Here is a 25,919-nt window from a genome sequence, read left to right on the forward strand (position 1 = left end):
GGGGCGTATCGGGCGTACACCCCCGGGGCGACGCGCAGAGCCGACGCCACTGAATACGATCAGGCGTATGGAAGAGCTTCTCCAGCGTCTCTCGACATCGAAGCGCGTGACCTGGCTGACGTCACAGGCCGGGGTGCTGGCCACCGCCTGCTTGTACGCGCTGATGCTCCCCTTGACGACGCCGAGCCCCAACGCCGGCCTGTTCCGGTTCCCCGCCCTCGGGCACTTCCAGACGATCGGTCTGTGCGTCGTGCTCGCCCTGCCGATCCTGCTGGTGCGCCGTCTGCCGGCGGCCGTCTTCGCGGCGGTCCTGGGCGAAGCGGTCCTCGGCGACATTTTCGGCGCGCGGCCTTTGGCCATGTTGATCCTGCTCGTTGCTTTGAGCGGGTACGTCGCGGCCCGGCGGCCGAAGGTTGCCGCCGTCGGCTCCGTCGCGGGCGTCGCGATCGTGTTCGTCAACGACGTGCACGTCCACGGGCAGTCCGTCGGCGGCGCGGCCCAGTGGGCCGGGCAGTTCGCGTTGTGGTTCGCGGTCGCGTGGGTCTTCGGAGGGGTGTACCGCAAACGCCGTGAATACCTCGGAGCCCTGCAGGAGCAGACCGAGGCGCGCGTCGTGATGGCTGAGCGGCTGCGGATCGCCCGTGAGCTGCATGACAGTGTCGCGCACAGTATCGGGATCATCACGGTGCTGTCGGGGGCGGCGGCGCGGGTGGTGGAGACCAAGCCTGAGCAGACGCGGCAGGCGCTGCGCGGCATCGAGACCACCAGCCGCGAGACGCTGCTGGAGCTGCAACGTATGCTCGGGGCGTTGCGTCGGGCCGAGCCTGACGACGCCATGGCGCAGGCTGCTCCGCTGGCGCCGGCCGGCAGCCTGGCCGACGTCCCGCTGCTGGCCGAACGCACGGCCGACGCCGGGGTGCGGGTCCACGTGAGCTGGCGGGGCGAGCAACGTCCACTGCCGCCGGAGATCGAGTTGTCGGCGTTCCGGATCATCCAGGAGTCGGTGACGAACGTGGTGCGGCATTCCGGGGCGCGGACCTGCCGGGTCGCGGTCGGCTACGAGCCGACAGGAGTGAGGATCGAAGTGGTGGACGACGGGGACGACAGTCTCAGCGGCCCGGGGCGTCCGAGGTTCGCGGCGGGGGCCGGGGGCAGCGGCTTCGGCCTGCTCGGCATGCGCGAGCGGGTGACGCTGCTGTCCGGCCAGTTCAGTGCGGGCCGGCGTCCGGAGGGCGGGTTCCGGGTGACCGCGAGCCTCCCGGCATGAGCGTGCGGGTGCTGCTGGTCGATGACCAGCCGCTGATGCTGGTCGGCCTCGGGATCCTGATCGGCGACACCGAAGACTTGGAGGTGGTCGGCCAGGCCGGCGACGGCCGCGAGGCGGTGCGCCTGGTGCGTGCACTGCGGCCGGACGTCGTGGTGATGGACATCCGGATGCCGGGCATGGACGGGATCGAGGCGACCCGGCAGGCGACCGCCGAGCCGGACCCGCCCAAGGTGCTGGTGCTGACGACCTTCGACGACGACGAGTACGTCTACGGCGCACTGCGCGCCGGGGCCAGCGGATTCCTACTCAAGAGCATGGCCCTGGACGCGATCTTGGACGCGATCCGCGTGGTGGCCGCCGGCGACGCGCTGCTCGCGCCGAGCGTGACCCGACGGCTGATTGCGGACTTCGCCGGAACCTCCGGCCCCGCGGCCCCCGAACCGGACGCCGGACTCTCCGCGGACTCCAGTCCCATCGCCGGGATCACCGACCGCGAGCGCGAGGTGCTGGCCCTGGTCGGACAGGGACTGTCGAACACTGAGATCGCCGACCGGCTGGTGATCAGCGCGGCGACCGCGAAGACCCATGTCGCGCGGCTGTTCGCCAAACTCGAGGCCCGGGACCGCGTCCACCTGGCGATCATCGCCTTCGACACCGGACTCGTGCCGCGCAGACGGTAGGGGGAGACGGTAGAGGCAGGATCAGAAGAACAACCGGGGCCAAGCGGACCCGTACCAAGAAGCTCACCGCCGGCTAGCGATCAGGCCGCCCGCCCGAACACCGGATCGTCCCCGCAGAGAATGCTCTGATGTACCCGCGCCATCTCCGGCCCCGGCTCCACGCCGAGCTCGTCGATGAGGATGCGCCGCGCCGTCCGGTACGCGTCCAGCGCCTCGACGCGACGTCCCGTCCGGGACAGCGACAGCATCAGCTGCGCGTGGAAGCGTTCGTGCAGCGGATGAACCGCCACGAGCGACTGGAGCTGAGGCACCAGCACGTGATCCCGTCCCAGCCGCAGTGCCGCCTCGAAGCGGAACTCCAGCAGTTGGAGCCGCAAGTACTCCAAGCGCGGCACCACGGTCCTGGAGAGCAGCTGCGACGACACGTCCAACAGCGGCTGCGCACGCCACAGCCCCAAAGCCCGCTCCGTCGTGTCGTCGACCTTGCTCCACGCGCTGGCGCGCAGCTGTTCGCCGGCCTCGCGGCACAGGCTCTCGAAGCGATGCGTGTCGAGCTCGGACTCCGGAACCTCAAGCGTGTACCCGGGCGCCCGGGTTTGCAGGCGCGCCGCGTCCTGTTCTTGCAGGCTGCGGCGCAGACGCATGACGTGGCTGCGCAACGTCTGCGCGTAGCCGGCCGGCGGCACGCCGTCCCACACCGTCTCAGCGAGCTGATCCACGGAGACCGGGGTGTTGGAGTGCAGAAGCAGCGTCGCCAGCAGGATCCGCTGCCGGGGACCTGCGACGGGCTGCCATCGACCGGCGACGTCGATGACTTCCAACGGACCAAGAAGCCTGAACCGCATAGCCAACTCCCCGTGTGGTGGAGCCCCCAGCCTCGCCGGTCGCCCTCCCACCGGGCTAAGATCCGGATAACATCGCCTGGTCAAGGGCCTGCTCAAGGGCCTGACGAAGGCGGCGGTCCGCGATCGGTGGAAACATTCACCATTCGGCAAGCACCGCATGGAGTACCGGCTCCCAGAATTGGAGAGTCTTACCTTGTGTCGATGCCACTCATCAGCCCCTCGCGCTTCGACGGGCCACTAGTGGAACGGGACGCCGAGGTCGCGCGTCTGGAGCAGGTCGTGAGCCTGCTGCGCTCGGGGCGCGGGACCATCCTGGAGATCGTCGGCGATCCCGGAATGGGGAAGACCAGCCTGCTGGCCGTCCTCGCGGGCCTGGTCACCGGATCCGGCGCGCGGCTGGCCCGCGGGCACGCGGTCCGGGGCGATGCCGCCCCCGGCCAGATCTTCCGCAGCGCCTGGGAGGAACATCCGGAGCTGAGCGCCGTGGACCTCGGCGGCGCTTTAGACCCGCAGGCGGCCCGAACGCTCGCCACCGCCTGGGCAACCGGGCCCGGCGGCGCGGTGCTGCTCGACGACGCGCAGTGGTGCGACCCGATGTCGGTCGAGATCGCCATGCGGCTGGTCCGCAATCCGGTGCCGGGGCCGTTCCTGCTGGTCGTGTCGCACCGTCCGCGGCAGACGAACCCGGCGCTGCTGGACGCCCTGGACGACGGCGTCCGCATCGGGACCGTGACCCGCGTCGTGCTCTCACCGCTGAACGCGGACTCCATGCGGGGGCTCGCCGGCCGCTGGGTCGGCGCCTCGGCGGCGCACGCCGCCGGGAACGACGACATCCACGACCGCCGGCTCGGCGACGCGGCCGGCGGCAGCCCGCGCAATCTCAGGATCCTGCTGGCCGCCGGCTGGGACCCGGTGCTGTGGCCGTTCCAGGCCGGCGGCGACCCGGGCGGACTGCTGCGCGAGGCCGCGGCGCTGACCTCCGAACTCGACCTGCTCTCGCCGGAAGCCGGTGCGGTGCTGCGCGCCGCCGCGATCCTGGGCGACCCGTTCCGGCCCGGCGACGTCACGGAGGTCAGCGCGCTCCAGGCCGACCGCGTCCTGACCGCCCTCGGCGAGCTGTCGCAGGCCGACCTGATCAGGCGGCGCGGCAACGGCGAGTTCACGTTCCGCGACCCGGTGCTGGCGCACGTCGCCCACGAGCACTCCAGCCTGTCCGAACAGTCGGCGGGACACCGGCGCGCCCTGGACCTGCTCTCCGCGCGGCAGGTCGCCGCCTCGGTGCTGGCCCGGCACGCCGAGCACCTGCTGGGCACCGACTCCGCGACCGCCGCGCCGATCCTGGCCCGGGCCGCCGCCGAGGTGGTGGCGAGCGATCCGGCCGCCGCGGCGCACTGGTCGGGCCTGGCGCTCGACCACATCCCGCACGGCGGCCAGGAGCGTGCCGAGACGGAGATCCTGCGCTGCCGCGCGCTGATCGCGGTGGGGCGGCTGGACGAGGCCAGGACCCTGGTCCACGAGGTGCTGGGCCGCGTCGCGGACCTGCCGTGGCAGCTCGCGCTCCGGGCGTACGGGGCCGCGGCGGACGTCGAGCGGCTGCTGTGCCGGTACTCCGAGGCCGAGGCCATCGCCGCCACGGCGTTGGGGCTCCTGCCGGCCCTGCGCGAAGACGGCGCGCTGCCGATGGAAGCCGTGATGATGGTCTATGAGTACGCGCTGGTGCAGTCGCTGCGCGGGGACCACATCCAGGCGCGCGCGATGATCCGCTCTGCGGTGGACACCACCGTCCGTCCCCAGCACACGACGGAGATCGCGATCCGCTGCCTGGCCGTATGTCAGGACGCTTACGTCGGAGACGTCGCCGTCGCCCTGGAAGGGGTGCGCCTGTGCACCGGCGCGGTCGACGCGCTGGCCGATCCCCAAGCGGGTCAGGCTCCTGAGATGTTCGTGACACTCGGCGTCGCAGAGCTCTACCTTGAGCGGTTCGAGGACGCCTCCCGGCACGTGAAGCGCGGACTGAAGGTCGCCGGCGGCGGCACTCAGCTGCACGTGGTCCTGCACCAGCTGCTGTGCATCGGCAGCGTCGACCTGTTCACCGGCCGACTGGAGACGGCCACGGAGTGGGCCGTTCAGGCCGAACAGCTCGCGGCCGCAGTCGGATCCCAGGAAGGCGTCGGCCTGGCCAAGGCGATCCGCGCATCGGCGATGATCTGGACCCACGGCCGCCGCGACCTCGGCGAGATCCTGACGCTCGTCGAGTCCGCCATCGCCGACGTCGAGACGCACCGCAGCTGGTGGGCCCTGAGCGCACTCGGCCTGGCGGCCCAGGTGCAGCTGCTCGGCGGCGACCCCGACGGCGCCCTGCGCACCATGCTGGAGCGCGCCGACGGCCAGGACGTCGCGGTCGCGCAGCCCGCACTCGAACCCTCACTCAAGGCCCTGATGGCCATGGCCGCTCTGCGCCTCGGCGACCTGCCGGCGGCGCGCGGCTGGACCGAGGACGCCGAAGCCGCCGCATCCCGCCTCGGCCTGACCGGCCAGACCGCGAGCGCGATGCGCGCCCGCGCAGCACTGCACCTGGCCGACGGCCGCCCCGACCTCGCCGTGGACGTCTTCGAGCAGTCCGCAGACCGCTTCGAGCGGGCCGGCATGCCGATCCAGCGCGCCTGGACCCAGGCGATGGGCGCAGCCGCAGCCGACGCGGCCCAAGGCCACGACGCCGCGCTGGTCTGGCTGGACGCGGCATCGGCGGCGGCGGACGCGCTCGGCGCACTGTGGGTGCAGGAGGACACGGCCCGCGCGCGCGCCGAGCTGGAGACCGTGGCGCGCGACGACGGCACGCCGATGCGCGCGGAGGACGCCGACGCCGCCGACGACGATGCCGCAGCCGGACCACTCGGCATGCTCAGCGACCGCGAACGCGAGATCGCAGCCCTAGCCGCCGCCGGCCTGCGCTCGCGGGAGATAGCGCAGCGCCTATTCCTGAGCCCGCGAACCGTCGAGGCGCACCTGGGGCGCGTGTACCGCCGCCTCGGAGTGTCATCGCGAGGGGAGCTGCCCCGGATCATCGGGAACCGGGGCGGGAGCGAGGCGGCCGACGACATGGGGCGGTGACGGGTCAGCGTGGCCGGTGGTGCTGTTCGTGGGTCCGACCGGACCATGCGGGGTGTTGGTTCTGGGTCCCTCGCCGCGTCAGCGGGCGCAGCCAACCTGCCCGGTTTGGCGGTGTCAAGCCGGACGGAGCTGGACCACAGCAGCAGGGGTGCGGCTTGATTCCGCCAAACCGGGCTGGTTCCGTTTACGGCGATGACGCGGCGAGGGACCCAGAACCTCGGCGACCACAAGCAGCACCGCCAGCAGACAACGCGACGCAGGCAACAGCGTGATAGAAAGCCGAACAGTCGCGGGCCGGCGGCATCAAGCAGGTCGCGCGGGTCGCCCCCTCGTCGAGGAGGCCCGCCAGAGGCCTCAACGCACCCACCAAACGCGGCCGCCACCCGCCCGCATGACGCATGCGCAGTGACTCAGACTCATGCGAGGTCGTGCACGCGAAAACCGCCAGCCGGCAGCGCACCATGCACAGACTCGGACCAGTGCGCGGTCGTGTTCGCGAAAACCGCCGGCCGCCAGCGTGACCTGCGACGCTCAACCGAACTGCGTCCCCCTGCGAGGTCATCAAACCATGCGCGAAGCCGTCAAAAAACCGCCTGTAAACCACAGCCCAACCGCACCGCGGAAACCTACCGCGCACCCGCACACCCCACCCGTCACCCAGACCAGGACCGCCCTTCATCAACGCCCTTCATCACCGCCCCTCCTCACTCGAGACCATGCCGCTGCGCATACCGGATCGCAGCAACCCGGTCACGCGAACCAGTCTTGGCGAAGATCCGGTTGATATGCGTCTTAACGGTGTTGGCGCTCAGAAAGAGCATCGCCGCGATCTCAGAGTTCGACGACCCGCGCGCCATCAGCGTCAAGATCTCGCCTTCCCGCGCTGTCAGCCCGTCCGTGAGCACGGGCTCCGCAACTGCTGCCGCCCTGCTACCCGCGGAGGTCGCAGAGGTCGCGGACAGCAGCATCTCCTGAACCCGCGGGTCCAGCACCGTCAGCCCGTCGGCCGCGCTGTGCAGAGTCCGCGCGATATGCCTGCGGTCGGCATTCTTGGTCAAGTACGCGCGGGCTCCGGCGCGGAGCGTATCGAGCACCGACGTGTCGTTCGCGTACGTCGTCAGCACGACGATCGCCACCTCCGGATGCGAGACCGCCAGCCGCCGGGTCACTTCGAGCCCGTCGAGGACCGGCATGTGCAGGTCCAGCAGGATGGCGTCGGGGCGGTGCTCGGCGACTTGGGCGATGGCCTGCTCGCCGTCCGCCGCCGCGCCGACGACCTGGATGTCCGGCAGCAGGTCGAGCATCAGCACCAGCCCCTCGCGGATGGTCGCCTGGTCGTCGGCCACCACGATCCGCAGCGGGGCGTCGGGCCGCGGATCGGTCATCGGGGCACCTTCGCGACGACGGTCCAGCGGCCGTCGTCGATGCCCGCGGTCAGGGTCCCGCCGAGGAGCAGGAGGCGTTCGCGCATTCCTGTGAGGCCGTAGCCGCCGTTCACGGTCGCGAATCCGGCTGTTGCGAATCCGGCTGGAGACGCGTCGGCGCCGTCGGGCGCGAGCGCGTTGGCGACAGTCAGCGTCACAGCGTCTTCCTCGTACCGCACGACGATCTGGATCTCCTGGTGGGGCGCGTGCTTGGCGGCGTTCGTCAGCGACTCCTGCGCGGCGCGTGCGACGGCGAGCGCCTGCTCCGACTGTAGCGGGGCATCGTCGCCGTCGATCCGGAGGCGCACCGCGCTGCCGTGGAGGCGGCGGTGTTCCTGCGCCATGGTCGCGAGTTGCCGGTCCAGCGAGGCGGTGTCCGTGCGCAGGGCGTTGACGGCGCGGCGGGTCTCGGTGAGGCCGTCGCCCGCCATCCGCTGGGCTACGGACAGGACCTCGTCGGCCCGTTCCACGCTGCCGTCGCCGTCGCCATCGCCGCAGTCGTGATCCTCCAGCAACGCCCGCGCCGCCTGAATCTGGATCCCCAGCGCCCCGAGCGAGTGCGCCAGCACATCATGGATCTCGCGCGCGATCCGAGCACGCTCGTCCAGAACCGCGACGCGCCGCTGCTCCGCGCGGAGCTGTTCGACCTGCTGGAGCAGCAGCGCCGACTGCTCGGCCTGGACCCGGTACGAGCGACGCTGATGTCCGGCGAGCACCGAGACCAGCACGATCAGCAGGTAGCCCAGAACGCTGCCGGTGCCCGTGCCGATCGCCAGGCCGCCACCCGCGACCGCCACAGCCGCAGCGCTGGCGATGTACCAGCTCGTCGCGAGCTCCGTCTGGGTCCCGGCGGCGACGACCGCGACCAGCACGACACCGATCATGGAGCTGCCGTGCTGCGTCGAGACGGTCCCGGCGGCGACCGCGATCACAGTCAACAGCAGCGCCAGCACAGTCCCGCCGCGCGCCTGCAACTCGCCGCGGGCTTCGAGCAGCGCCCACAACGCCAGGGCGATACAGGACACTGCGAGCGCCGTCGCGGTCGCGGTGTCGGCCGCCGCACTCCGGTCGCGGCCGAAGGCGAGGGTCTCGACGCCGATCACGACGACGGCGACGGCCCTCAGCAGCCATTGGGTGGTGCGCAGCACATCGGGAGAGTACCTGTGCCGGGTCACGACGGCCTGTTCAGACGCGAAGTCAGGCGGGAGCCCGCGCCGCCTTCGGGCGCGAACGGGATCCCCATCGACTGCGCCCGCAGGACGATCACACCCGCCATCGCGAGCCGGTTGGCGCCGAGCGTCAGGAGGATCGGGGCGGAGGACGCGGCGACCTTGGCGTCCAGCCCAGCAGCAACGGCGGTGAAGAACAGGCGCGAGACGACGAGGCCGAGCCACAGCCACAGACCGGCCTTCGGCATGCGCCCCCATAGCACGTCGTCGCGCGACTCCAGGCGCATCACGATGCCCTGGGCCAGCCCGATCGCCGCGGCGACGGCGGCTCCGGTCGAGATGCAGGCGTAGTCGGTCGGGGTCGAGTGCCGGGCGCCGTGGTGCAGGCCCGAGATCCCGATGACGAGCAGGATCGCGGGCAGGACGACGACGCGTTTGGCGCGCAGCGTCTCGCCGACGAACTGGCGGGCGATGACGTAGGCGACGATCGCGATCGCGGCCAGAACTTCCAGGATGCCCATCTTCTTCTCCCCGGTTGTGGGTCTTGCTTGGGCCTCGGTGACGGCGCTGCCAACGCTAGGGAGGCGGGGATCGCGGGACGTCACACCAGGAGGTGACCCCCGGGTTGAACGGCGCAGCTCAGGCGTAGTACCGGGAGTCAACCCGCGCTGTGACGACCGCGAGGGGGCCGGCTCCGGCCTCGTCCTCGAACTCGCGGCGACCGCCGCCGGTCTGGTCCTCGGCCTGCTCGCATCGAGCCAGACCGCGGTGTACCGCAGCCCCCGCACCGGCAAGGCCGCCTCGCGCGCGGGACTCGGCTACGCGGCGGTCTGGGTCGTCGTGATCGGCGCCCGCGCGGCCTTCTCCTACGGATCGGTCCACTGGTTCCCGCACCAGCTCGGCCGCTGGATGTCGACGAACCAGATCACCGCCGACGCCCTCACCGACGCCCTGATCTTCATGGCCCTGGCGATGATGCTCACGCGGACCGCTTCGCTCGCCGGCCGGGCGGCGCGGGTGTGAGGCTTCAGTCCTGCGGTTCCGCCGCAGCCTTGTGCGGCATCAGCGCGACCGCCGGGACGCTGAGCGTTCGTGACGGTCGCGTCGATCACGCCGATCACGTCGACGGCGTCGGCGTCGGCGAGCAGCACCAGCGCCAGGATCGCCCACATCAGGAGGCCGGCGAGAGTTTTTGGGCGTGACCGTCTCAAGCACTCGATACGTAATGTTGCGTATTGCCCCACGGACATTCGAACCCTGACATACCCCTAGACCGTGCCCCATGCAGCCACCATGAAGGGAGAACCTGATGAAGAAGGCCTACCGGAAGTTCGCGGCGGTCGCGATCCTCGCGTCGGCGCTCGCGGTCGCGGTCGTCACCGCGGCCCCGGCGTCGGCCGGCGTGATGCAGCCGGCCTGCCACGTGGGGACCATCTGCTACCCGTGGTAGACGACTAGACCACTAGACCGCGCTAGGCCGTCGGCGTCTCCCGCTTCGGGGGACGCCGACGTGCTGTTGCGCCGTCACGCCGGGTCGGTGAAACCCATCCGCAGGTGGTCGGCGTGGTAGATGGCCTGGTCGAGCAGTTCGGCCACGTGGTTGTCGTAGAGCGCGTAGATCATCGACTTGCCGCGGCGTTCGGCGGTGACCAGCCCGAGGTTCCGCAGCAGACGCAGCTGGTGGGAGCAGGCCGACTGCTCCATGCCGACCTCGGCGGCCAGCGCGGTCGCGGCCAGCGGCCCCTCGCGCAGCCGGGCCAGGATCAGCAGGCGCGACGGCGTGGCGAGGGCCTGGAGCGTGGTCGCCACCCGGGCCGCGCTGGCGGCGTCCAGGCGGACGCGCGGTACGGCTTCGGCGGGAGGAGCTCCATGACCCATGCTCGCAGTGTACCCGCGCGAACACATGAACCAGTATTCATTTGTTCCTGTAGGGTGGGGCCGTCGAACCGTCCGCCATGCCGTGATCTAGGACCTGTCGCTGATGTCTCCCTTCACTCTCCCCGAGGTCCGGTGGGCCTCCGCGGCGCTGCTGCTGTTCCTGGTCGCGCTGCCGTTGCAGCTGACGGGGACGCCCGCGTGGGCCTGGGGCCCGCTCTACGCCGTCGTCTACGGCGCGGGCGGCTGGGAGCCGGGCTGGGCCGGGTTGCGAGCGCTGCGGGAGAAGACCCTGGACGTCGACCTGCTGATGGTGGTCGCGGCGTTGGGCGCGGCGGCCGTCGGCCAGATCCTGGACGGTGCCCTGCTGATTGTCATCTTCGCCACCTCCGGCGCGCTGGAGGCGGTCGCCACCCACCGCACCGAGCAGGCCGTCCGCGGGCTGCTGGACCTGGCGCCCGAGCGTGCCACCCGGATCGCCGCCGACGGCTCCGAAGAACTCGTGGACGCCGTCGCCCTTCAGGTCGGCGACACCATCCTGGTCCGGCCCGGCGAGCGGATCGCCGCCGACGGCCAGGTGATCGGCGGCGCCTCCGACGTGGATCAGGCCACGATCACCGGCGAACCGCTGCCGGTGGCGAAGAACGCCGGCGACGAGGTGTTCGCCGGCACGCTCAACGGCATCGGCGCGCTGACCGTGCGCGTCGATCGAGCAGCCGCCGACACCGTCGTGTCCCGGATCGTGGCGATGGTCGAGGAAGCCTCGGCCACCAAGGCCAAGACGCAGCTGTTCATCGAGAAGGTGGAACAGCGCTACTCGATCGGCATGGTCGCCGCGACGCTCCTGCTGTTCGCCGTCCCGCTGCTGGCCGGCGCCGCGTTCCAGGCAAGCCTGCTGCGCGCGATGACCTTCATGATCGTCGCCTCGCCGTGCGCGGTGGTGCTGGCCACGATGCCGCCGCTGCTGGCCTCGATGGCCAACGCCGGGCGCCACGGCGTGCTGGTGAAGTCCGCGGTGGTGATGGAACACCTCGGGACCACGACCCGCATCGCCTTCGACAAGACTGGGACGCTGACCGAGGGACGCCCGCGCCTCGCCGAGATCACGGCCCTGCCAGGCAGCGGATACGACGAGAAGCAGATCCTGGCGCTCGCCGCCTCCGCCGAGAACCTGTCGGAGCATCCGCTTGCGCGCGCCGTCGTGACCGCGGCCAAGGACGCAGGCCTTGAGCTGTCGCACGCCGAGGACTTCGCGGCCGCGCCGGGACGTGGTGTCAGTGCCCTGATCGAGGGCCGTCGCGTTGAGGTCGGGAGTCCTGCGTACCTTCTCGCGGCGACCACGAGTGCCGCGACCACGAACACCGCGACCACGAACACCGTCACCGCGATGCAGGAGTCCGGTCAGACCGCCACAGTCGTCCGCATCGACGGCACGCCGGTCGGACTGCTGGGCATCGCCGACCGCGTCCGCCCGGCCGCCGCCCGCACGGTCGCCAGGATCACAGCGCTGACCGGCACCGCGCCGATCGTCCTCACCGGCGACAACGCCCCCGCCGCGCGCCGCCTGGCCGCCGAGGTCGGCATCACCGACGTCCGCGCCGGCCTGCTCCCCGAGGACAAGGTGAGCGCGGTCCGCGAGTGGGAGGCCGCAGGCGAGCGGGTGCTGCTGGTCGGCGACGGCGTCAACGACGCCCCGGCGCTGGCCGCCGCGCACACCGGCGTCGCCATGGGCCGGGCCGGCTCGGACCTCGCGTTGGACACGGCCGACGCCGTGGTGATGCGCGACGACCTGGCGACCGTCCCCGCGGCGATCGCCCTGTCCCGGGGCGCGCGCCGCGTCGTGGTCGCGAACCTGGCGATCGCGGGCGCCATCATCGCCGGCCTGGTGACCTGGGACCTGGCCGGCACGCTCCCGCTGCCGTTGGGCGTGCTCGGGCACGAGGGCTCGACGGTCGTCGTGGGACTCAATGGCCTGCGACTGCTGCGCAAGAGTGTGTGGGAGAAGGCGCTGAGCGCCGGGACTGCGGCCTGACCGGTGTGATCTGTGGTCCTGCGGCCGGATTGCTGCAGATGGGTGACTCCCGAAAACACCGACCAATCCGAATCCGCTCCGGCTCCGAACACGCAGCATCAGGACTCGGACGCCGACCCGACATCAGCCGAGCCCTGACGAGAACACCGTCGAGTTCCCGGCGACAGCCCGGCGGCCGTAGCCGATTCGACCGCGTCCTATCGCGATATCGAATCACTCTTTGACAAGGTACAGATATCTCGCAGGTTCTCCACAGGAAGTAGGCAGGCATGGAATCAGGCATGCAGCAAACCGGCCTCGTGTCCCGTCGAGGCGTGGTGAAGGGCGCGGCCGGTGCCGCCGCCGTCGGTGCGGTGACGCTCGCCTCCCCGCGCACCGCGCAGGCCGAGGCGGCGCCCGCGCCGACCCACCCCGGCGCGCGCGGGCCGGTCCATCCCGTGATCGAGGAGACCATGACGGTCCACGTGCGCGACGCGCGCGCCGGGCTGCTCGACATCTACGTCGGCGAGCGCCACATCCAGGTCCGCGACAAGGAACTGGCCGCGCGTCTCATCGCCGCCGCGCGCTAGCCGATCGACCCGTCCCTCCCCACATCCACTTCGTCCAGTAAGCGAGGCTCCCTGATGTCCTCCCACCGCGAAGCCCCCGAGATCTCCAAGGACCCGGTCGCCGACAGCACCGACCTGTACGCCTTCGTCAGCCCGAACGCGCCGGACACCGTCACCCTGATCGCCAACTACCTGCCGCTGCAGGGTCCGGCCGCCGGCCCGAACTTCTACGAGTTCGGCGACGACGTGCTGTACGAGATCCACATCGACCACTCCGGCGACGGCCGTCCCGACGTGACCTACCAGTTCCGGTTCAGGACCACCGTCCACAACCCGGACACGTTCCTGTACAACACCGGCCCGATCACCTCGCTGGACAGCACCTCCTGGAACCGCCGCCAGACCTACTCGGTCACCCGCGTCGACGCCTGGGGCCGCTGCACCACGCTGGGTCAGGGCCTGGCCTGCCCGCCGTGCAACATCGGGCCGCTGTCCACGCCCGACTACCCGGGCCTGGCCCAGGCCGCGGTGCACGACCTGGGCGGCGGACGCACCGTGTTCGCCGGTCAGCGCGCCGAGGGCTTCTACGTCGACCTCGGGTCGATCTTCGACCTGGGCGATCTGCGGCCGTTCCAGAACCTGCACACCACCTTCAACATCCCCGGCCTGACGCTGAACGCGCAGCAGGGCGTCAACACCACCGCGCAGCTCAACGTGCACAGCATCGCGATCCAGGTGCCGATCACCGACCTGACCCGCGACGGCTGGCACGGCACCAACGTCGCCGACCCGCGCGCGGTGGTCGGCGTCTGGACCACCGCGTCCCGGCGCAAGGTCACGGTCCGCGAGGTCGAGGCCGGCCGGGACGCGGAGAACGGCCCGTTCGTCCAGGTCTCCCGGCTGGGCAGCCCGCTGTTCAACGAGGTCCTGGTGCCGATGGCGCGCAAGGACGAGTGGAACGCCTTGCCGCCGGCCGACGACAAGCGCTTCGCGCAGTACGTGGCGCACCCCGAACTGGCCTCGCTGCTGCCGGCCCTGTACCCGGGCGTGTTCCCGAACCTGGCCGCGCTGGACGCCGCCGGCACCGCCCGGGCCGACCTGCTGGCGATCCTGCTCACCGGCATCCCGTCGGGCATCATCCCCGGCTTCCAGAACAACACCGGCACCGTGCAGGCCGACATGCTGCGGCTGAACACGGCGATCAAGCCGGCGGTCCACCCCAACAACCTCGGCCTGCTGGGCGGCGACCTCGCCGGATTCCCCAACGGCCGGCGCGTCGCCGACGACGTCGTCACCATCGAACTGCGCGCCATCGCCGGCGTCACCTACCCCCTGGTCGCCACCTACACCCCCGACGCGGCAGCGGGCGTCGTGACCGACTTCACCCCGCCGGTCCCGGGTCTGCCGTCGTACCTGCCGACGTTCCCGTACCTCGGCGTCCCCTACAGCGGCTACAACGTCCAGTGAGCGAGCACATCCACGGTCCCTCCCCGGCCGGCAGCGTCGTGCTGAACCTGGGGGAGAACATCGGCGCTCTGATCCTGGAGGCCGACGCGAGCCTGCTCGGCGCCGAGATCGAGATCAGCCGGGCCGACCTGGATAGTGGCGCCGGCAGTGGCGGCGACGAACACGTGCACGCTCGCCGCACGCACAGCATGGTCCGCGAACGCCACACCGTCCCGAACCCCCGCTACGACGCGGTCTACCCGGACCTCGAAGCCGGCCGCTACACGATCTGGCGGGACGCCGACACCCCCGACGCGACCATCACCGTCGTCGGGGGACAGATCACCACCCACACGTTCTCGCGCGCAGCGGCAATAGAGGGAGCGGAGCAGAGCTGATCACTCTCCGCGCCGAGGGTCCACTCCTCGGCGCGGAGACAGTCCGGCCTCGACGCTGAGGACATGGCTTGTCCGTTCCCAGGCGAGCGAGGTCTTGCGGGCTGCCTCCACGGCTTTCGCCAGATCGCGGCGCGATCTGGCGATTGTCTGCGGGTCGCCGCTGAGCTGAGCGGCGGTCAGGCTTTGCTGCGCGGTGTCGCAGCGTGCTGCTGCACATCGCAGCGCCGTCTCCATCTCCTCGCGGCGCTCGGCCAGCTGGGCGATCCAGGAGCCGTGGACGATGGCCTCGGCTTCCCGGACCAACCGGTCCGGCGCGCTGCGGGAGGCCGCCTTGCGCGTACGTGTTGTTCTTCGCAGATGGCACATCGTCGTGTTCCTTTCTTTGTCGTGGTCTCTCAGCGGATGGTGACCGGGATCTGCACGGTCGTCTCGTCCACGTCGTCGGTGCGTACCGTGACGGCCAGCCGCCAGGTGCCGGACAGCGGCAGCGAGGCATTGCCGATCAGGTGGCCGGCGCCAGCGTTGCGCAGCGTCACCGGCAGCGGGCCCACGGCGCGGGAGGCGAGCGTGAAGGACGCCTGGACTTGCAGCACCTGCTCCTGCTTGCCGGTGGGGCCGAGGGTGTAGAGGTGGATGGTGTCGGCGCCGGTCTTCGCCGGGTCGACGGTCACCTGGACGGTGCCGGTCCCGCCGGGGCCGCCGGTGTTGAACGCGGCCGAGCCGCTGACCGGTCCGGCGGAGGCCGCGTGAGCGGTGCGCGCCGGCGGGGCGTTGACCAGTGCCGCGGTCAGTGCGAGCACACAGATCCCCACGCTGACCTCGCCGGCTACGGAACGCCGCAGCCTGGAGATCGCGGCGCGGTCGGTGGTCCCCGGATTTCGGTCCTCGCGGTGTCGGGCGATCCAGGTCCGCGCCAGATAGCCCAAGCCGATCAGCAAGGCGACGCCGAGCAGCTTGAGCAACAGCAACTTCCCGTACGAGGTACCTGTCAGCGCCGACAGCGAGCCGACCTGCCGCCAGCTTTGATACGTGCCGGTCCCCACGAGGACGATCACGCAGGACAGCGCGACCGGCGAGAACCGGCGTACCATCTCGGCCCGCTCGCCCGGCGTCCCCTGTCCGCCGCGGCGCAGGACGATCGCGGCCAGCATGGTCAGGCCGCCGAGCCAGACCGCCATCGCACACAGGTGGGTGATGTCGACCGGAATCGCGAGGGCCACCTGGATGCCGGTGTCGGAGTGTCCGGAGACGGCCCACGTCGCGGCGATTCCCACGGTCAGGACGACGCCTACTGCGGCTGCCAGCTTCCGGGCCCGCCGGGAGGCACCCTGAAGACGGGCGAAAAGCCAGGCCAGCAAAGCGGCGGCGAGGGCTAGCAGAACCAGTCGGATCCACAGCGCCTCGCCGAGGCGCGTCGACAAGGTCGTGCGCAGCACGCCGGTGTCCAGCGCGCGGCCGATCCCGAAGCCGGCGCCATAGGGGCCCTGGAGAACCAGCACGCCGGCGGTGGCTACGGCGAGTCCGCTCCACGCCGACGCCAACAGGATCCGCACCGCCTTGGTGCGCGCGCCCTTGGGCCACCAGGCGAACACGAACAGCGCCGCGCCGACCAGGATTGCGAAGGAGGCGTAGGCCACGAAGCGTGCCACTGCGTAGAGCGCGCCGACCGTCTTGCTGCCGGAGGAATTCAGGGTCGAGGAGTTCACCGTGGAGGCGGAGGCTTGGCCGATGTTGAAGGTGAAGGCTCCCTGCACCGGATGGGAGTCCGCGGAGATGACCCGCCACGACACGGTGTACGTGCCTTGATTCAGCCCGGACGCCACGTTGACGGCGACCTCGTCGGCATGGCCGGTCGGATGCGTGGGGCTGCCCTCGTCGACTCGGGCACCGGACGGCGCGAAGACGCGCAGCGCGCCGAACTGCAGGGCCACCGGCTCGTCGAAGGTTACTGACACCTGGTGCGGGGGCGCGGCGACGGTCTGCCCGTCGCCGGGCGAGGTCGCGACGACGGTGGCGTGGGCGAACGCGGCCTGCGCCGTCAGCACGATCAGGCAGATGACCAGGGCCGGGAGGACCAGCAGCCGACGGAGCACAGGGACCGCCTCAGTCCGAGGGGGTGGGTGGGGGAGCGGAGTCGGAGGACTTGCGGCGGGCCTTGGACATGCCGAACGCGCCGACAGCCAGACCGGCCACGCCGACCCCGATGCCCACGCCGCCGATGCCGCCCAGCGTTTGTGCGCCGGTGGTGCCGGAGCCAGTACTGGGGCTGGTCAGAACAAGCAGGGGAGCCGGGTGGTCGGGTGCGGGCTGGCCGGCCTGGGCCAGATTGATCCAGCGCACGACATCGCCGTTGGTGTAGGTCTGTACGGCCTTGAACACGAGTTGTTTCGTGTCGTCGGGCAGCTTGCCGAGCATGACATGGAAGCCCTGGTACTGCCCCGGCGCCAGCGCGCCGCCGCTCCAGGTGAGTTCCGAGACGACCTGTGTGACCGTGCCGTCGGTGGGGAAGACGACCTCCAGCTTCGTGGTGTTCGCCGCGGCTTCCTCGTTCGGGACGCGGAAGGTCAGCTCGACGTCGCTGCCGCCTTTGGCTGTGGTGTCCGGACCAATGGTGACGTGCGCGGAGGCCAGGCCGGCGGAGGTGAAGACGAACAGTGCCGTGCCGGCGAGGACGGTTGCCAGCGGCTTTCTAGATCGCGAGGATCTCTGATGACCCAACATCACGGTTCTCCTTTCCGTTTCCGCATGACCAGAGGCGTCAGAGCTACTACGGCGGCACCTTGGCCGATCAGGGCCCAGACTTTGTCGGCGTACCAAAGCGGCTCGTACATGTTGGGCAGCGGCCCGATGGCGCCGGGATTCGCGTAGCGGTAGAACAGGATCGCCGCCAGGCCCGCGGCCGCGGTCAGCCAGGCGAACGCGTCTCCGGCGCGGCGCCGCCACAGCACGACCAGCACCGCTGCGACGATCGCGGCTCCCGCCTCGATGCGGAACAGCGTGCCCTGGCTGACGACGGATGAGCTGATCGGGTCGTAGCGGTGCGCCAGCTTCAGGTGGATATAGGCGTCCACCGCGAGGCCGGCGGCCGCGACGGTTCGCAGGGCGACAGGGATGACCGTCATCAGGGGCCTCCTATCCGACCGTCAGGGTGCCGTGCATTGAGGCGTGGATGGTGCAGACGTACGGGTACGCGCCGGGAGTGGTCGGGGCGGTGATCGTCGCCGACTTGCCGGGGTTGAGGGCGCCGGTGTCGAAGGCGGCGCCGGAGCCGGCCGTCAGAGTGTGGGTCACGGAGTCGTGGTTGACGACGGTGATGGTCTGCCCGGGACGCACGGTGAGGTTCGCCGGGCTGAACGCGAAGTTGTCGATGACGATCTGCGCGGCGGCCGTTGTCGTCGGTGCTGTGCTCGGGGTGGTAGCCGGTGCAGTGCTCGGCGCCGTCGCGGGCGGCGAGCTGCTCTTGCTGCTCGTCGTCGACGAACAGCCCGCAGCCGCGAGGATCACCGCGGCGGCCGGGACCGCGACGCGTCGCAGGGTTCTGGTTCTGGTCATGGCGCTTTCCCTTCTACTTGCCGGTCCAGCAGCCGAGGATGTCGGTGGTTACCTCGTAGGCCACGTCGGCGCGGCTGAGCTTGCTCGCGCCGGACGTCGCCGGCAGGCCGGTGGCGTCGACGTGCAGGGTCTTGTCGTCCTTCAGGACGACCACGTTCCCGGCGGCGTTCTGGAAGCCGGGGTTCCCAAGGCCCTCGCTGCCGGTGAGCGGCGTGGTGGAGCCCAGTTGGTGCTGGAGCGCGGAGAGGTAGGTGTTCGCGGACGCTGCGTCCGGCGATTCCTTCACCGACAGCACCAATGTGCCGGAGCCGAGGTGATAGGTGCAGGTGTAGAGGTGGTCGGTCCAGGTGGCTGTGGTGGTCGGGGCCGGTGTGGCGGCCAGGATCGTCTCCACGGCGTTCTGGATCTCTGTGTCGCAGACCATCAGCGCGGACGCGGACGGGCCGACCGGTGTTGAAGCAGTGGACGACGTGCTGGGAGCGGGTGCGGCCGGGGCAGCCGGGCCGGCGGCCTTCGCCGACGCGCAGCCGGCCATCGCGGCCGTCACGGCGACGGCGGCGAGGAGTCTCAGTGCCCTCATGATGTCCTCCTCCCTCCGGTCAGGCCGGGTGGGTCCCGGTCAGGGTGGCGTAGACGACGATGTCGTCCAGGTAGTGCTGGTTCTCGAACGGTCCGGCGCAGGTGATCAGCCGGAGCTGCGGGTTCGTGGTGTTGCCGTAGACGGTCAGGGTCGGGAACGAGCTCTTGGCGTACTTGTTCACGCCGTCGATCCGGAACACGGCCACGGTGTGGTCGCTGCGCGTGACGTCGACGGTCTCGCCGGGCCGCAGCGCGCCCAGGTTGTAGAAGACGCCCTCGGCGCCGGTGGTGCCGTCGATGTGGCCGACGATGACCGCCGGTCCCACCTGGCCCGGAGTCGGGGAGTAGCGGTACCAGCCCGGGACTTCGGGCTCGGTCAGCGGCGGGGTCTGGATGGTGCCGTCGGAGTTCTGGCCGAGTTGGATCAGCGTGTGGTTCACGCCGATCTCCGGGATGCTGATCGCGGTCGGCGTGGCTGCCGGGGCCGGCGGCTTCTGGGGCGTCGTCGGTGTCACCGAAGGCGGCGTCGTCGACGGCGGCACAGTGGGCGTTGTCGACACGCTGGAGGCCGGCAGCGCGGCCGAAGCCGGCGGCTGCGGCGGATGGTGCTGCGCGGACAGCCCCACGACCAGCGTCCCCACCGAAGCCAGCAGGAGGACGGCGGCCGCCGACGCCGGCAGACGCCGGCGGCCACTACCGATCAGCCTTGTCAGCCAGGACATGACTGCCTACTTCTGGCCGGCGTTCCGGCGCCGCAGGTACAACGCGCCACCGGCGGTGGCCGCCAGGCCCGCGCTCGTGGCGAACATCCACGGCTGCTGCAGACCCGAGGTCCCGCCGCCGCCGGTGTTCACCCCGCCGCCGGGCACCGAAGACATCTGCGACACCTGGAGCGGGCCGCACAGCGCCGGCGAGGTCGCGGCCAGCGGCAGCGACGGAACCAGGTCGCTGGGCTCGGCCTGCGCCTGGGCGCTGAGCGTCGTCGGGTCCAGGCCGTGGACCACGATCACGGCCTTGCCGGCCTCGATCGAGGACACGGTCGCCGAGTCCAGGGTGACGGTGCGCGAGTAGCTGTACGACCCGCCGGACGGCGCGATCTTCACGTCGGTGCCGGCCGCCGGGCTGGTGTCCCCGCTGACGCTCAGCGTGGTACCGATCCCGCCGTAGAACGAGGCGCCCTCGGTGGTGCTGACCACGCCGTCGCCGTTCTTGTCGGCCGCGGCGGTCGGGCAGGTGCCGGCCGCACCGATGTGGATGTGCTGGACGTGCGGATAGGCCGCGCCCATGAAGGTCGTGGCCAGCCCCTGCACGTTCTCGGTGACGACCGCCTGGTCACCGTTCAGCTGAAGCATCAGCGTCCCGGAGCCGGTGGCGTGGTTCAGCGGGTTCAGCGTCGCCATGTAGGTGGCGGTGCCGGACGTCTGCGCACTGGCCGTCGATGCGGTGAAGGCCAGCGGAAACGCCAGCAGGGCCGCGGGGGCGGCGGCCAGCGCCAGGATCCTGGTCGTTCGTTTCGGGTGCGTCATCGTGCTCTCCTCCAGCTAGCGGTTCAGCTCCGGATGACGTCTCTGATCTGCGGGTGGGCGATCCGCCCACGAGGAACAGGGACTGAAGGACGATGTGCGTCGGGTCTGGGAGCGCATCGGCTCGACCTTCAGGGGGTGATTCGGAGCGGTCGGCCCGTCGGATTGGTGGAAGATATGTCCGGAATACGCCTTTTCTTCAAAGCAGGAGTATGATGGGGGCCATCCGAGGAAGCGTTTTCGCACTAACATCCGCGCTGGTGTCGCCCCTGGGTGAGGAGAGGTCCGCTCGCGGACCGGATCGGCGGCCTTCCGTGACGCTTCCCACGATCATCGCTCCACCTCTCCGAGGCGACGCCTCCGGTGCCCCGCTGCTGCCGCGGCTGGTCCTGGAACCGACCCTGTCGCAGACCGGGGCGTTCGACGGCGCCTGGTGGCCGCGCTCGAACGACGTCATGGCCGAGCTGCCGGACCTGATCACGGCGCTGACCGCGCATCTGGGCCGGATCGTGCGAGTGGGACTCGACGCCGACGCCTGGGACGACGTCCCGCGCAGCGTCACCGTCGACGGCCAGGTGATCAGGATCAGCTGGTTCCCGGGCAGCGATCGGACCATCAGCCTCAGCCTGGGCTTCCAGAACCACTTCCTCCTCTTGGTCGTCCCGCCGGAGACCGGCCTCGGAACGGCGCGGACCGCCATGGCCGGGGCCGCCGGGCGCGACAACAACGCGACCGCCGCCGAACTCCTGCCGTGACGGCGCGGCCATGACGCCGCGGCCATGTCAGCGAAGCCATGTCAGCGAAGCCATGACAGTCCGGCCGTGACAGCGCGGCCGGTGCTCGCCCCGGCAGCTGAATCCGGGCTCTTATAAGGCCCCGGTACAGCCCCGTCACAGCCCGGGAAGCATCGCGCGCCGGCTCCCCACAAGCGAACCGGCTGGTACTGTCGACAGTGACACCGTCGTCCAGTGACGGTGCAGCCCACCGGCACAGCGCAGCCACCTGCTCCGCGTCTTGGTCACCGGTCAGGGTCGTGGTCGCCCAGACATAGCGCGTCCGCTTGGAATTGCTTTTTCCGCGAGCAGCCGCGATACCGCCTGCCCGCCTTCCGGCCGATCGACGAAGTGAGGGCTCCGCCATGACCAGCTTCGGCTTTCTGAGCACCTACCCGCCCACCCGGTGCGGCCTGGCGACGTTCAGCGCGGCCCTGCTGCGTCACCTGACCGGCCAGGACTCCGGCGACAAGGCCGGTGTGGTCCGGGTCGTCGACGCCGTCCAGCCGGCCGTCTACCCCGATGTGGTCGCGCAGCTGGTCAACGGCTCGCCAACCGGTCCGGCCACGGCCGCGGCGGTGCTGAACCGCTGCGATGTCGCCGTCGTCCAGCACGAATACGGGATCTACGGCGGCCGGGACGGCGAGGACGTGCTGCGGGTCCTGGCGGAGACGACCAAACCGGTGATCGTGGTCCTGCACACCGTCCTGGCCGCGCCGACCGCGCACCAGCGCCAGGTCCTGGAGCGGGTCGCCGACGCCGCCGCGGCGGTCGTGGTGATGTCCCGGACCGCCGCCGACCGGCTGCGCGAGGGCTACCTCGTCGACGCCGCCAAGATCTCGGTCATCCCGCACGGCGCCTACAGCAGCCGGCGCATGTCGCCGCTCGCGTCCCACAACCCGTTCGCCCCGCCGGCGCCGGTCGCCCCGCCGCGCCGCCCGGTCATCCTCAGCTGGGGCCTGCTCGGTCCGGGCAAGGGCATCGAGTGGGCGATCGAGGCCTTCGCCGGGCTCGGCGACCTGGATCCGGCGCCGCGCTACGTGATCGCCGGGCAGACGCATCCCAAGGTTCTGGCACGCGAAGGCGAGGCCTACCGCGACTCTCTGCGGACCCGCGCCGAAGAGCTCGGCGTCTCAGCCGATGTCGAATTCGATCCCGAATTCCGCAACCCCGAAGTCCTGATGGATCTCGTGCGCAGCGCCGACGCCGTCCTCCTGCCCTACGACTCCACCGAGCAGGCGACCTCCGGCGTGCTCATCGAGGCGGTCGCCGCCGGCCGGCCGATCGTCGCGACCCGCTTCCCGCACGCTGAGGAACTGCTCGCCGACGGCGCCGGGCTGCTGGTACCGCACCGCGATGTCCCGGCCATGACCGAGGCGCTGCGCAAGGTGCTGACCCAGCCGGCCCTGGCCGAGTCCATGACGCAGGCCTGTGCCCGCCTCGCCCCGGATCTGGCCTGGTCGTCCGTCGCGGACGCCTACCGTGCCCTGGCCGAGTCGTTGCTCGAGGCCTCGGTCACGGCCGCGGCATGAAACCCGAGATCTCGTTCGCCCACCTGCGCCGGCTCAGCGACGACACCGGCCTGTTCGAGCACGCCCGTGGCGCCGTGCCGCGCCGGGAGCACGGATACTGTCTCGACGACGTCGCCCGCGGCCTGCTCGTCATCTGCCGCGAACCGGAACCGGACGCCGATCTGATCGCCCTCGCCGAGACCTACCTGGCCTTCGTCGCCCACGCTCAGGACCCTGACGGTGCCTTCCACAACCGGCTCGGCCTCGACCGGCTCTGGCACGACGAACCCGGCGTGGGCGACTGGTGGGGACGTGCGCTGTGGGGTCTGGGCACCGCCGCGGTCCGTGGCCCGGCGCCGTGGATCCGCAGCGCGGCGCTGGAGATGTTCGACAGCAGCGCGGTCCTGCGCTCGCCCTGGTCGCGCAGTAACACGTTCGCAGCGCTGGGCGCGGCGGAGATCCTGGCCACCGATCCAGCGCACGCGATCGCGCGGGACCTGCTCGCCGACGCCGCCGAACTCATCGGAGCACCACGGCCCGATCCCGCGTGGCCCTGGCCCGAGCCGTGGCTCAGCTACGCGAACGCCGCCCCCGCCGAGGTCCTGATCGCCGCCGGCCACCTGCTGGACGACGAGCGCCTGCTCACCGACGGCCTGACCCTGCTGGGCTGGCTGCTGGAGGAGCAGACGCGCGACGGACACCTGTCCCTGACCCCGGCCGGCGGCCACGGCCGGGGCTGGACCGGCCCCGGCTTCGACCAGCAGCCGATCGAGGCCGCCGCGCTGGCCGACGCCTGCGCCCGGGCCCTGGCCGTCACCGGCGCCGACCGCTGGGAGGCGGGCCTGGCCTCGGCGATGGCCTGGTTCCTGGGGATGAACGACTCGGGCGTCCCGCTCGCCGACGAGGCCACCGGCGGCTGCTGCGACGGCCTGGAGCGCGACGGGCGCAACGAGAACCAGGGCGCGGAATCGACGCTCGCGCTGATCTCCACTTTCCAACAGGGTCGAAAACCATCGAAGGGGCATTTTGCGTAACCTCGAATCGCGTAACCTCGAACTCGGCATCGTCGCGCACTCCCGCAAGGAGAACGAGCACCGGCTGCCCATCCATCCCGCGCACTTCGAGCGCATCGACGCCGACCTGCGGGCCCGCATCCACTTGGAGCAGGGCTACGGCGAGCACTTCGGCGTCCCGGACAGCCAGCTGGCCCCGTTCGTCGCCGCGATCCGGCCGCGGGCCGAGCTCGTGGCTTCGTGCGACGTCATACTGCTGGCCAAGCCGCTGCTCGAAGATGTCTCAGAGCTGCGCGAAGGCCAGATCCTGTGGGGCTGGCCGCACTGCGTGCAGGACACGAAGCTGACGCAGACGGCCATCGACCGGCGGCTGACGCTGATCGCGTTCGAGGCGATGAACCACTGGGGCGGCGACGGCTCGTTCAACCTGCACGTGTTCCACAAGAACAACGAGATGGCCGGGTACTCCTCGGTGCTGCACGCGATGCAGCTGCGGGGCTCGACCGGGGACTACGGCCGGCGGCTGCGCGCGGTCGTGATCGGCTTCGGCGCGACGGCGCGCGGCGCGGTGACGGCGCTGAACGCGCTCGGGGTCCACGATGTCGACGTCCTCACCGGCCGCGGCGTCACCGCGGTCGCCTCGCCGATCCACTCGGCGCGCATCGTCCAGTTCGACCACGACGACGCCGACGACACCGACGACCCGCGCCGCAGCCACGCGCTCACCGAGAGCGGACGCCAGCCGCTCGCGGAGTTCCTGGCCGGCCACGACATCATCGTGAACTGCGTCCTGCAGGACACCGCCGCGCCGCTGACCTTCCTGATCGACGAGGACCTCCCGACGCTGACCCCCGGGACCCTGGTCATCGACGTGTCCTGCGACGAGGGCATGGGCTTCAGCTGGGCGCGCCCGACGACGTTCACCGAGCCGATGTTCACCATCGGGGACGGCGTGCACTATTACGGCGTCGACCACAGCCCGTCCTATTTGTGGAACTCCGCGACCTGGGAGAACAGCGAGGCGGTGATTCCGTTCTTGCGTACGGTGCTCGACGGACCCGACGCCTGGGACGCCGACGAGACCATTCTGCGGGCGATCGAGATCCGGGACGGCAGGATCCAGAATCCGGCCATTCTGGCGTTCCAGCACCGGTCGGAAGAGTTCCCGCATCTGGCGCACGCCGTTTGACGATGCCTTTTGACGGTTTCGGCGCGAGTTTTTGGCGAACGGATCCGCGCGGGTTTCTGCTTCGGCGTTTTCGCGCCCGGATCTGTGCTACAGTGATCTTGTTGCAGTAGTGGTACCCATGAACTTAGTGCGCGCCTGATGCTTTGCGGCTCAGGCGTCTTTTGTTTTACCGGAGGACCTCCGGTTGGGGACATTTCGGCGGCCGGGACTCCGCGCGGTGCGGAAATCCCTTCGTTCCCCACACAAGGAGGAAAAAGTATGACTACCGGTACCGTGAAGTGGTTCAACGCGGAAAAGGGCTTCGGCTTCATCGAGCAGGACGGCGGCGGCCCGGACGTCTTCGCCCACTTCTCGAACATCGCCGCCGAGGGCTACCGCGAGCTGCAGGAAGGCCAGCGCGTGAGCTTCGAGGTCACGCAGGGCCAGAAGGGCCCGCAGGCCGCGAACATCGTTCCGGCGTAATCGCGGAGCAGGACGCCCGGCATTCCGGATGATTCCTGAGTGCGGCCCGGTACCTGAATCAGGTACCGGGCCGCACTTCGTGTTGGGCGCGTCGGGCGTGTCAGGCGGGTCGGGCTTGTCAGGCGGCCGCGCGGAGCTTCGTGAGCGCCTCGGCCAGGATGGCATCGGCGTCGGCGGGACTGCGCCGGTCGCGGACGTAGGCCAGATGGGACTTGAACGGACCGGTCGGCGCCAGCGCCGGGGGGTTGTCGGGGTCCAGGCCGGCAGGACGGTCGCAGGCGTTGCAGTCCCAGGTCGTGGGGACATCGGCGGTCGCGGCGAAGACCGGGCTCGTGGAATGGCCGATCGCGCACCAGAAGGTCACCGCCACTCGCGTCGCCAACGGCCCTCGTTCGCTCTCGCCTCTGGGCCCTGCCCCGATTCTGCTCCCGCGAATTCCGCTGCGTCCCATGGTTTGGAGCCTCCTTAGCCGCGGCCGGCTCTGAGCTCAGCTGAGCGAGCCGTTCCGCTGAGACGAACAGT

The 25,919-nt window shown here is 70.8% G+C and carries 28 protein-coding genes; 14 read left to right on the forward strand and 14 right to left on the reverse strand.

Annotation, left to right across the window (positions count from 1 at the left end; all coding sequences use genetic code 11):
- Nucleotides 1-67: 67 nt before the first annotated feature.
- Nucleotides 68-1,267 carry a sensor histidine kinase gene (locus GWK61_RS12835; RefSeq protein ID WP_194908568.1) on the forward strand — a complete coding sequence of 400 codons (1,200 nt, stop codon included), beginning with the start codon at nucleotides 68-70 and terminating at the stop codon, nucleotides 1,265-1,267.
- The gene (locus GWK61_RS12840) at nucleotides 1,264-1,947 is read left to right on the forward strand and encodes a response regulator (RefSeq protein WP_194908569.1); all 684 of its coding nucleotides are present in this window, start codon (nucleotides 1,264-1,266) and stop codon (nucleotides 1,945-1,947) included. Before GWK61_RS12835 ends, GWK61_RS12840 begins: the two co-directional genes overlap by 4 nt.
- Before the next feature lie 80 nt (nucleotides 1,948-2,027).
- Here GWK61_RS12840 and GWK61_RS12845 read toward each other — a convergent pair whose 3' ends face one another.
- Nucleotides 2,028-2,792, reverse strand: coding sequence for an AfsR/SARP family transcriptional regulator (locus tag GWK61_RS12845; protein ID WP_194908570.1), 765 nt, complete (start codon nucleotides 2,790-2,792; stop codon nucleotides 2,028-2,030).
- A 201-nt stretch (nucleotides 2,793-2,993) separates the two neighbouring features.
- Here GWK61_RS12845 and GWK61_RS12850 point away from each other — a divergent pair, with 201 nt between their 5' ends.
- On the forward strand, nucleotides 2,994-5,903 hold the full coding sequence (locus tag GWK61_RS12850; RefSeq protein ID WP_194908571.1) for a helix-turn-helix transcriptional regulator: 2,910 nt from the start codon (nucleotides 2,994-2,996) through the stop codon (nucleotides 5,901-5,903).
- A 704-nt stretch (nucleotides 5,904-6,607) separates the two neighbouring features.
- Here GWK61_RS12850 and GWK61_RS12855 read toward each other — a convergent pair.
- Genes GWK61_RS12855 through GWK61_RS12865 form a run of 3 tightly spaced genes read right to left on the reverse strand, consistent with a single transcriptional unit; the run spans nucleotide 6,608 to nucleotide 9,017 of the window.
- Complete coding sequence (locus GWK61_RS12855; RefSeq protein ID WP_194908572.1) at nucleotides 6,608-7,288, reverse strand: response regulator; 681 nt, start codon at nucleotides 7,286-7,288, stop codon at nucleotides 6,608-6,610.
- Complete coding sequence (locus GWK61_RS12860) at nucleotides 7,285-8,475, reverse strand: sensor histidine kinase (RefSeq protein ID WP_194908573.1); 1,191 nt, start codon at nucleotides 8,473-8,475, stop codon at nucleotides 7,285-7,287. Before GWK61_RS12860 ends, GWK61_RS12855 begins: the two co-directional genes overlap by 4 nt.
- Nucleotides 8,476-8,498: 23 nt before the next feature.
- Complete coding sequence (locus GWK61_RS12865) at nucleotides 8,499-9,017, reverse strand: hypothetical protein (RefSeq protein WP_194908574.1); 519 nt, start codon at nucleotides 9,015-9,017, stop codon at nucleotides 8,499-8,501.
- Between the two features lie 247 nt (nucleotides 9,018-9,264).
- Here GWK61_RS12865 and GWK61_RS12870 point away from each other — a divergent pair, with 247 nt between their 5' ends.
- On the forward strand, nucleotides 9,265-9,519 hold the full coding sequence (locus GWK61_RS12870) for a hypothetical protein (RefSeq protein WP_194908575.1): 255 nt from the start codon (nucleotides 9,265-9,267) through the stop codon (nucleotides 9,517-9,519).
- Nucleotides 9,520-9,805: 286 nt separating this feature from the next.
- The gene (locus tag GWK61_RS12875; protein ID WP_194908576.1) at nucleotides 9,806-9,946 is read left to right on the forward strand and encodes a hypothetical protein; all 141 of its coding nucleotides are present in this window, start codon (nucleotides 9,806-9,808) and stop codon (nucleotides 9,944-9,946) included.
- A gap of 74 nt (nucleotides 9,947-10,020) precedes the next feature.
- Here the strand turns inward: GWK61_RS12875 and GWK61_RS12880 are convergent, their stop codons facing one another.
- Nucleotides 10,021-10,374, reverse strand: coding sequence for an ArsR/SmtB family transcription factor (locus GWK61_RS12880; protein ID WP_194908577.1), 354 nt, complete (start codon nucleotides 10,372-10,374; stop codon nucleotides 10,021-10,023).
- A 103-nt stretch (nucleotides 10,375-10,477) separates the two neighbouring features.
- Between GWK61_RS12880 and GWK61_RS12885 the strand changes: the two genes are divergently transcribed.
- The 4 genes from GWK61_RS12885 to GWK61_RS12900 all read left to right on the forward strand — a co-directional run bounded on the left by GWK61_RS12885 (nucleotide 10,478) and on the right by GWK61_RS12900 (nucleotide 14,795).
- A complete protein-coding gene (locus tag GWK61_RS12885) occupies nucleotides 10,478-12,403 on the forward strand; it encodes a heavy metal translocating P-type ATPase (RefSeq protein ID WP_194908578.1) in 1,926 nt (641 codons plus the stop codon).
- A 281-nt stretch (nucleotides 12,404-12,684) separates the two neighbouring features.
- The gene (locus tag GWK61_RS12890; RefSeq protein WP_194908579.1) at nucleotides 12,685-12,972 is read left to right on the forward strand and encodes a twin-arginine translocation signal domain-containing protein; all 288 of its coding nucleotides are present in this window, start codon (nucleotides 12,685-12,687) and stop codon (nucleotides 12,970-12,972) included.
- A 54-nt stretch (nucleotides 12,973-13,026) separates the two neighbouring features.
- Nucleotides 13,027-14,418 carry a DUF4331 domain-containing protein gene (locus GWK61_RS12895; RefSeq protein ID WP_194908580.1) on the forward strand — a complete coding sequence of 464 codons (1,392 nt, stop codon included), beginning with the start codon at nucleotides 13,027-13,029 and terminating at the stop codon, nucleotides 14,416-14,418.
- Nucleotides 14,415-14,795 (forward strand): phospholipase, encoded by a 381-nt coding sequence (locus GWK61_RS12900; RefSeq protein WP_194908581.1) that lies wholly within the window; start codon nucleotides 14,415-14,417, stop codon nucleotides 14,793-14,795. The genes GWK61_RS12895 and GWK61_RS12900 overlap by 4 nt, the downstream gene beginning before the upstream one ends.
- On the opposite strand, the gene GWK61_RS12905 is transcribed toward GWK61_RS12900, so the two are convergent.
- From GWK61_RS12905 to GWK61_RS12940, 8 genes are read right to left on the reverse strand one after another with little or no spacing between them, the layout of a single operon-like run.
- A complete protein-coding gene (locus GWK61_RS12905) occupies nucleotides 14,796-15,161 on the reverse strand; it encodes a hypothetical protein (protein WP_194908582.1) in 366 nt (121 codons plus the stop codon).
- A 29-nt stretch (nucleotides 15,162-15,190) separates the two neighbouring features.
- A complete protein-coding gene (locus GWK61_RS12910; RefSeq protein WP_194908583.1) occupies nucleotides 15,191-16,888 on the reverse strand; it encodes a copper resistance CopC/CopD family protein in 1,698 nt (565 codons plus the stop codon).
- A gap of 10 nt (nucleotides 16,889-16,898) precedes the next feature.
- Nucleotides 16,899-17,516, reverse strand: coding sequence for a YcnI family copper-binding membrane protein (locus GWK61_RS12915; RefSeq protein ID WP_194908584.1), 618 nt, complete (start codon nucleotides 17,514-17,516; stop codon nucleotides 16,899-16,901).
- The gene (locus GWK61_RS12920) at nucleotides 17,516-17,917 is read right to left on the reverse strand and encodes a hypothetical protein (protein ID WP_194908585.1); all 402 of its coding nucleotides are present in this window, start codon (nucleotides 17,915-17,917) and stop codon (nucleotides 17,516-17,518) included. Before GWK61_RS12920 ends, GWK61_RS12915 begins: the two co-directional genes overlap by 1 nt.
- Nucleotides 17,918-17,927: 10 nt before the next feature.
- A complete protein-coding gene (locus tag GWK61_RS12925) occupies nucleotides 17,928-18,347 on the reverse strand; it encodes a cupredoxin domain-containing protein (RefSeq protein WP_194908586.1) in 420 nt (139 codons plus the stop codon).
- A 13-nt stretch (nucleotides 18,348-18,360) separates the two neighbouring features.
- Entirely contained in the window at nucleotides 18,361-18,927 is a 567-nt protein-coding gene (locus GWK61_RS12930) for a hypothetical protein (protein WP_194908587.1), read from the reverse strand.
- A gap of 19 nt (nucleotides 18,928-18,946) precedes the next feature.
- Complete coding sequence (locus GWK61_RS12935) at nucleotides 18,947-19,648, reverse strand: class F sortase (protein ID WP_194908588.1); 702 nt, start codon at nucleotides 19,646-19,648, stop codon at nucleotides 18,947-18,949.
- 6 nt (nucleotides 19,649-19,654) lie between these two features.
- Nucleotides 19,655-20,452 carry a GVDTG sorting domain-containing protein gene (locus GWK61_RS12940; RefSeq protein WP_194908589.1) on the reverse strand — a complete coding sequence of 266 codons (798 nt, stop codon included), beginning with the start codon at nucleotides 20,450-20,452 and terminating at the stop codon, nucleotides 19,655-19,657.
- 311 nt (nucleotides 20,453-20,763) lie between these two features.
- Here GWK61_RS12940 and GWK61_RS12945 point away from each other — a divergent pair, with 311 nt between their 5' ends.
- From GWK61_RS12945 to GWK61_RS12965, 5 genes are all read left to right on the forward strand, one after another.
- Nucleotides 20,764-21,204 (forward strand): DUF5994 family protein, encoded by a 441-nt coding sequence (locus tag GWK61_RS12945; protein WP_194908590.1) that lies wholly within the window; start codon nucleotides 20,764-20,766, stop codon nucleotides 21,202-21,204.
- A 383-nt stretch (nucleotides 21,205-21,587) separates the two neighbouring features.
- The gene (locus tag GWK61_RS12950; RefSeq protein WP_194908591.1) at nucleotides 21,588-22,754 is read left to right on the forward strand and encodes a glycosyltransferase; all 1,167 of its coding nucleotides are present in this window, start codon (nucleotides 21,588-21,590) and stop codon (nucleotides 22,752-22,754) included.
- Nucleotides 22,751-23,767, forward strand: a complete 1,017-nt coding sequence (locus GWK61_RS12955; RefSeq protein ID WP_194908592.1) for a glycosyltransferase — start codon at nucleotides 22,751-22,753, stop codon at nucleotides 23,765-23,767. The genes GWK61_RS12950 and GWK61_RS12955 overlap by 4 nt, the downstream gene beginning before the upstream one ends.
- Nucleotides 23,760-24,935 (forward strand): N(5)-(carboxyethyl)ornithine synthase, encoded by a 1,176-nt coding sequence (locus tag GWK61_RS12960; protein WP_194908593.1) that lies wholly within the window; start codon nucleotides 23,760-23,762, stop codon nucleotides 24,933-24,935. The genes GWK61_RS12955 and GWK61_RS12960 overlap by 8 nt, the downstream gene beginning before the upstream one ends.
- 258 nt (nucleotides 24,936-25,193) lie before the next feature.
- The gene (locus GWK61_RS12965) at nucleotides 25,194-25,397 is read left to right on the forward strand and encodes a cold-shock protein (RefSeq protein WP_194908594.1); all 204 of its coding nucleotides are present in this window, start codon (nucleotides 25,194-25,196) and stop codon (nucleotides 25,395-25,397) included.
- 118 nt (nucleotides 25,398-25,515) lie between these two features.
- On the opposite strand, the gene GWK61_RS12970 is transcribed toward GWK61_RS12965, so the two are convergent.
- Nucleotides 25,516-25,848: an RNA polymerase-binding protein RbpA gene (locus GWK61_RS12970; protein ID WP_194908595.1), complete on the reverse strand. Its 333-nt coding sequence runs from the start codon at nucleotides 25,846-25,848 to the stop codon at nucleotides 25,516-25,518.
- Between the last annotated feature and the right edge of the window lie 71 nt (nucleotides 25,849-25,919).

The sequence above is a fragment of the Catenulispora rubra genome, from assembly GCF_015356825.1.
Classification (GTDB): domain Bacteria; phylum Actinomycetota; class Actinomycetes; order Streptomycetales; family Catenulisporaceae; genus Catenulispora; species Catenulispora rubra.

Bases quoted from the DNA above. Each gene is read 5' to 3' on its own strand.
- GWK61_RS12850 (WP_194908571.1), top strand. From the start codon at position 2,994: ATGCCACTCATCAGCCCCTCGCGCTTCGACGGGCCACTAGTGGAACGG.
- GWK61_RS12920 (WP_194908585.1), bottom strand. From the start codon at position 17,917: ATGACGGTCATCCCTGTCGCCCTGCGAACCGTCGCGGCCGCCGGCCTC.
- GWK61_RS12865 (WP_194908574.1), bottom strand. From the start codon at position 9,017: ATGGGCATCCTGGAAGTTCTGGCCGCGATCGCGATCGTCGCCTACGTC.
- GWK61_RS12890 (WP_194908579.1), top strand. From the start codon at position 12,685: ATGCAGCAAACCGGCCTCGTGTCCCGTCGAGGCGTGGTGAAGGGCGCG.
- GWK61_RS12955 (WP_194908592.1), top strand. From the start codon at position 22,751: ATGAAACCCGAGATCTCGTTCGCCCACCTGCGCCGGCTCAGCGACGAC.
- GWK61_RS12845 (WP_194908570.1), bottom strand. From the start codon at position 2,792: ATGCGGTTCAGGCTTCTTGGTCCGTTGGAAGTCATCGACGTCGCCGGT.
- GWK61_RS12935 (WP_194908588.1), bottom strand. From the start codon at position 19,648: ATGTCCTGGCTGACAAGGCTGATCGGTAGTGGCCGCCGGCGTCTGCCG.
- GWK61_RS12965 (WP_194908594.1), top strand. From the start codon at position 25,194: ATGACTACCGGTACCGTGAAGTGGTTCAACGCGGAAAAGGGCTTCGGC.
- GWK61_RS12925 (WP_194908586.1), bottom strand. From the start codon at position 18,347: ATGACCAGAACCAGAACCCTGCGACGCGTCGCGGTCCCGGCCGCCGCG.
- GWK61_RS12930 (WP_194908587.1), bottom strand. From the start codon at position 18,927: ATGAGGGCACTGAGACTCCTCGCCGCCGTCGCCGTGACGGCCGCGATG.
- GWK61_RS12880 (WP_194908577.1), bottom strand. From the start codon at position 10,374: ATGGGTCATGGAGCTCCTCCCGCCGAAGCCGTACCGCGCGTCCGCCTG.
- GWK61_RS12950 (WP_194908591.1), top strand. From the start codon at position 21,588: ATGACCAGCTTCGGCTTTCTGAGCACCTACCCGCCCACCCGGTGCGGC.
- GWK61_RS12875 (WP_194908576.1), top strand. From the start codon at position 9,806: ATGAAGAAGGCCTACCGGAAGTTCGCGGCGGTCGCGATCCTCGCGTCG.
- GWK61_RS12885 (WP_194908578.1), top strand. From the start codon at position 10,478: ATGTCTCCCTTCACTCTCCCCGAGGTCCGGTGGGCCTCCGCGGCGCTG.
- GWK61_RS12855 (WP_194908572.1), bottom strand. From the start codon at position 7,288: ATGACCGATCCGCGGCCCGACGCCCCGCTGCGGATCGTGGTGGCCGAC.
- GWK61_RS12940 (WP_194908589.1), bottom strand. From the start codon at position 20,452: ATGACGCACCCGAAACGAACGACCAGGATCCTGGCGCTGGCCGCCGCC.
- GWK61_RS12895 (WP_194908580.1), top strand. From the start codon at position 13,027: ATGTCCTCCCACCGCGAAGCCCCCGAGATCTCCAAGGACCCGGTCGCC.
- GWK61_RS12970 (WP_194908595.1), bottom strand. From the start codon at position 25,848: ATGGGACGCAGCGGAATTCGCGGGAGCAGAATCGGGGCAGGGCCCAGA.
- GWK61_RS12835 (WP_194908568.1), top strand. From the start codon at position 68: ATGGAAGAGCTTCTCCAGCGTCTCTCGACATCGAAGCGCGTGACCTGG.
- GWK61_RS12840 (WP_194908569.1), top strand. From the start codon at position 1,264: ATGAGCGTGCGGGTGCTGCTGGTCGATGACCAGCCGCTGATGCTGGTC.
- GWK61_RS12915 (WP_194908584.1), bottom strand. From the start codon at position 17,516: ATGTTGGGTCATCAGAGATCCTCGCGATCTAGAAAGCCGCTGGCAACC.
- GWK61_RS12905 (WP_194908582.1), bottom strand. From the start codon at position 15,161: ATGTGCCATCTGCGAAGAACAACACGTACGCGCAAGGCGGCCTCCCGC.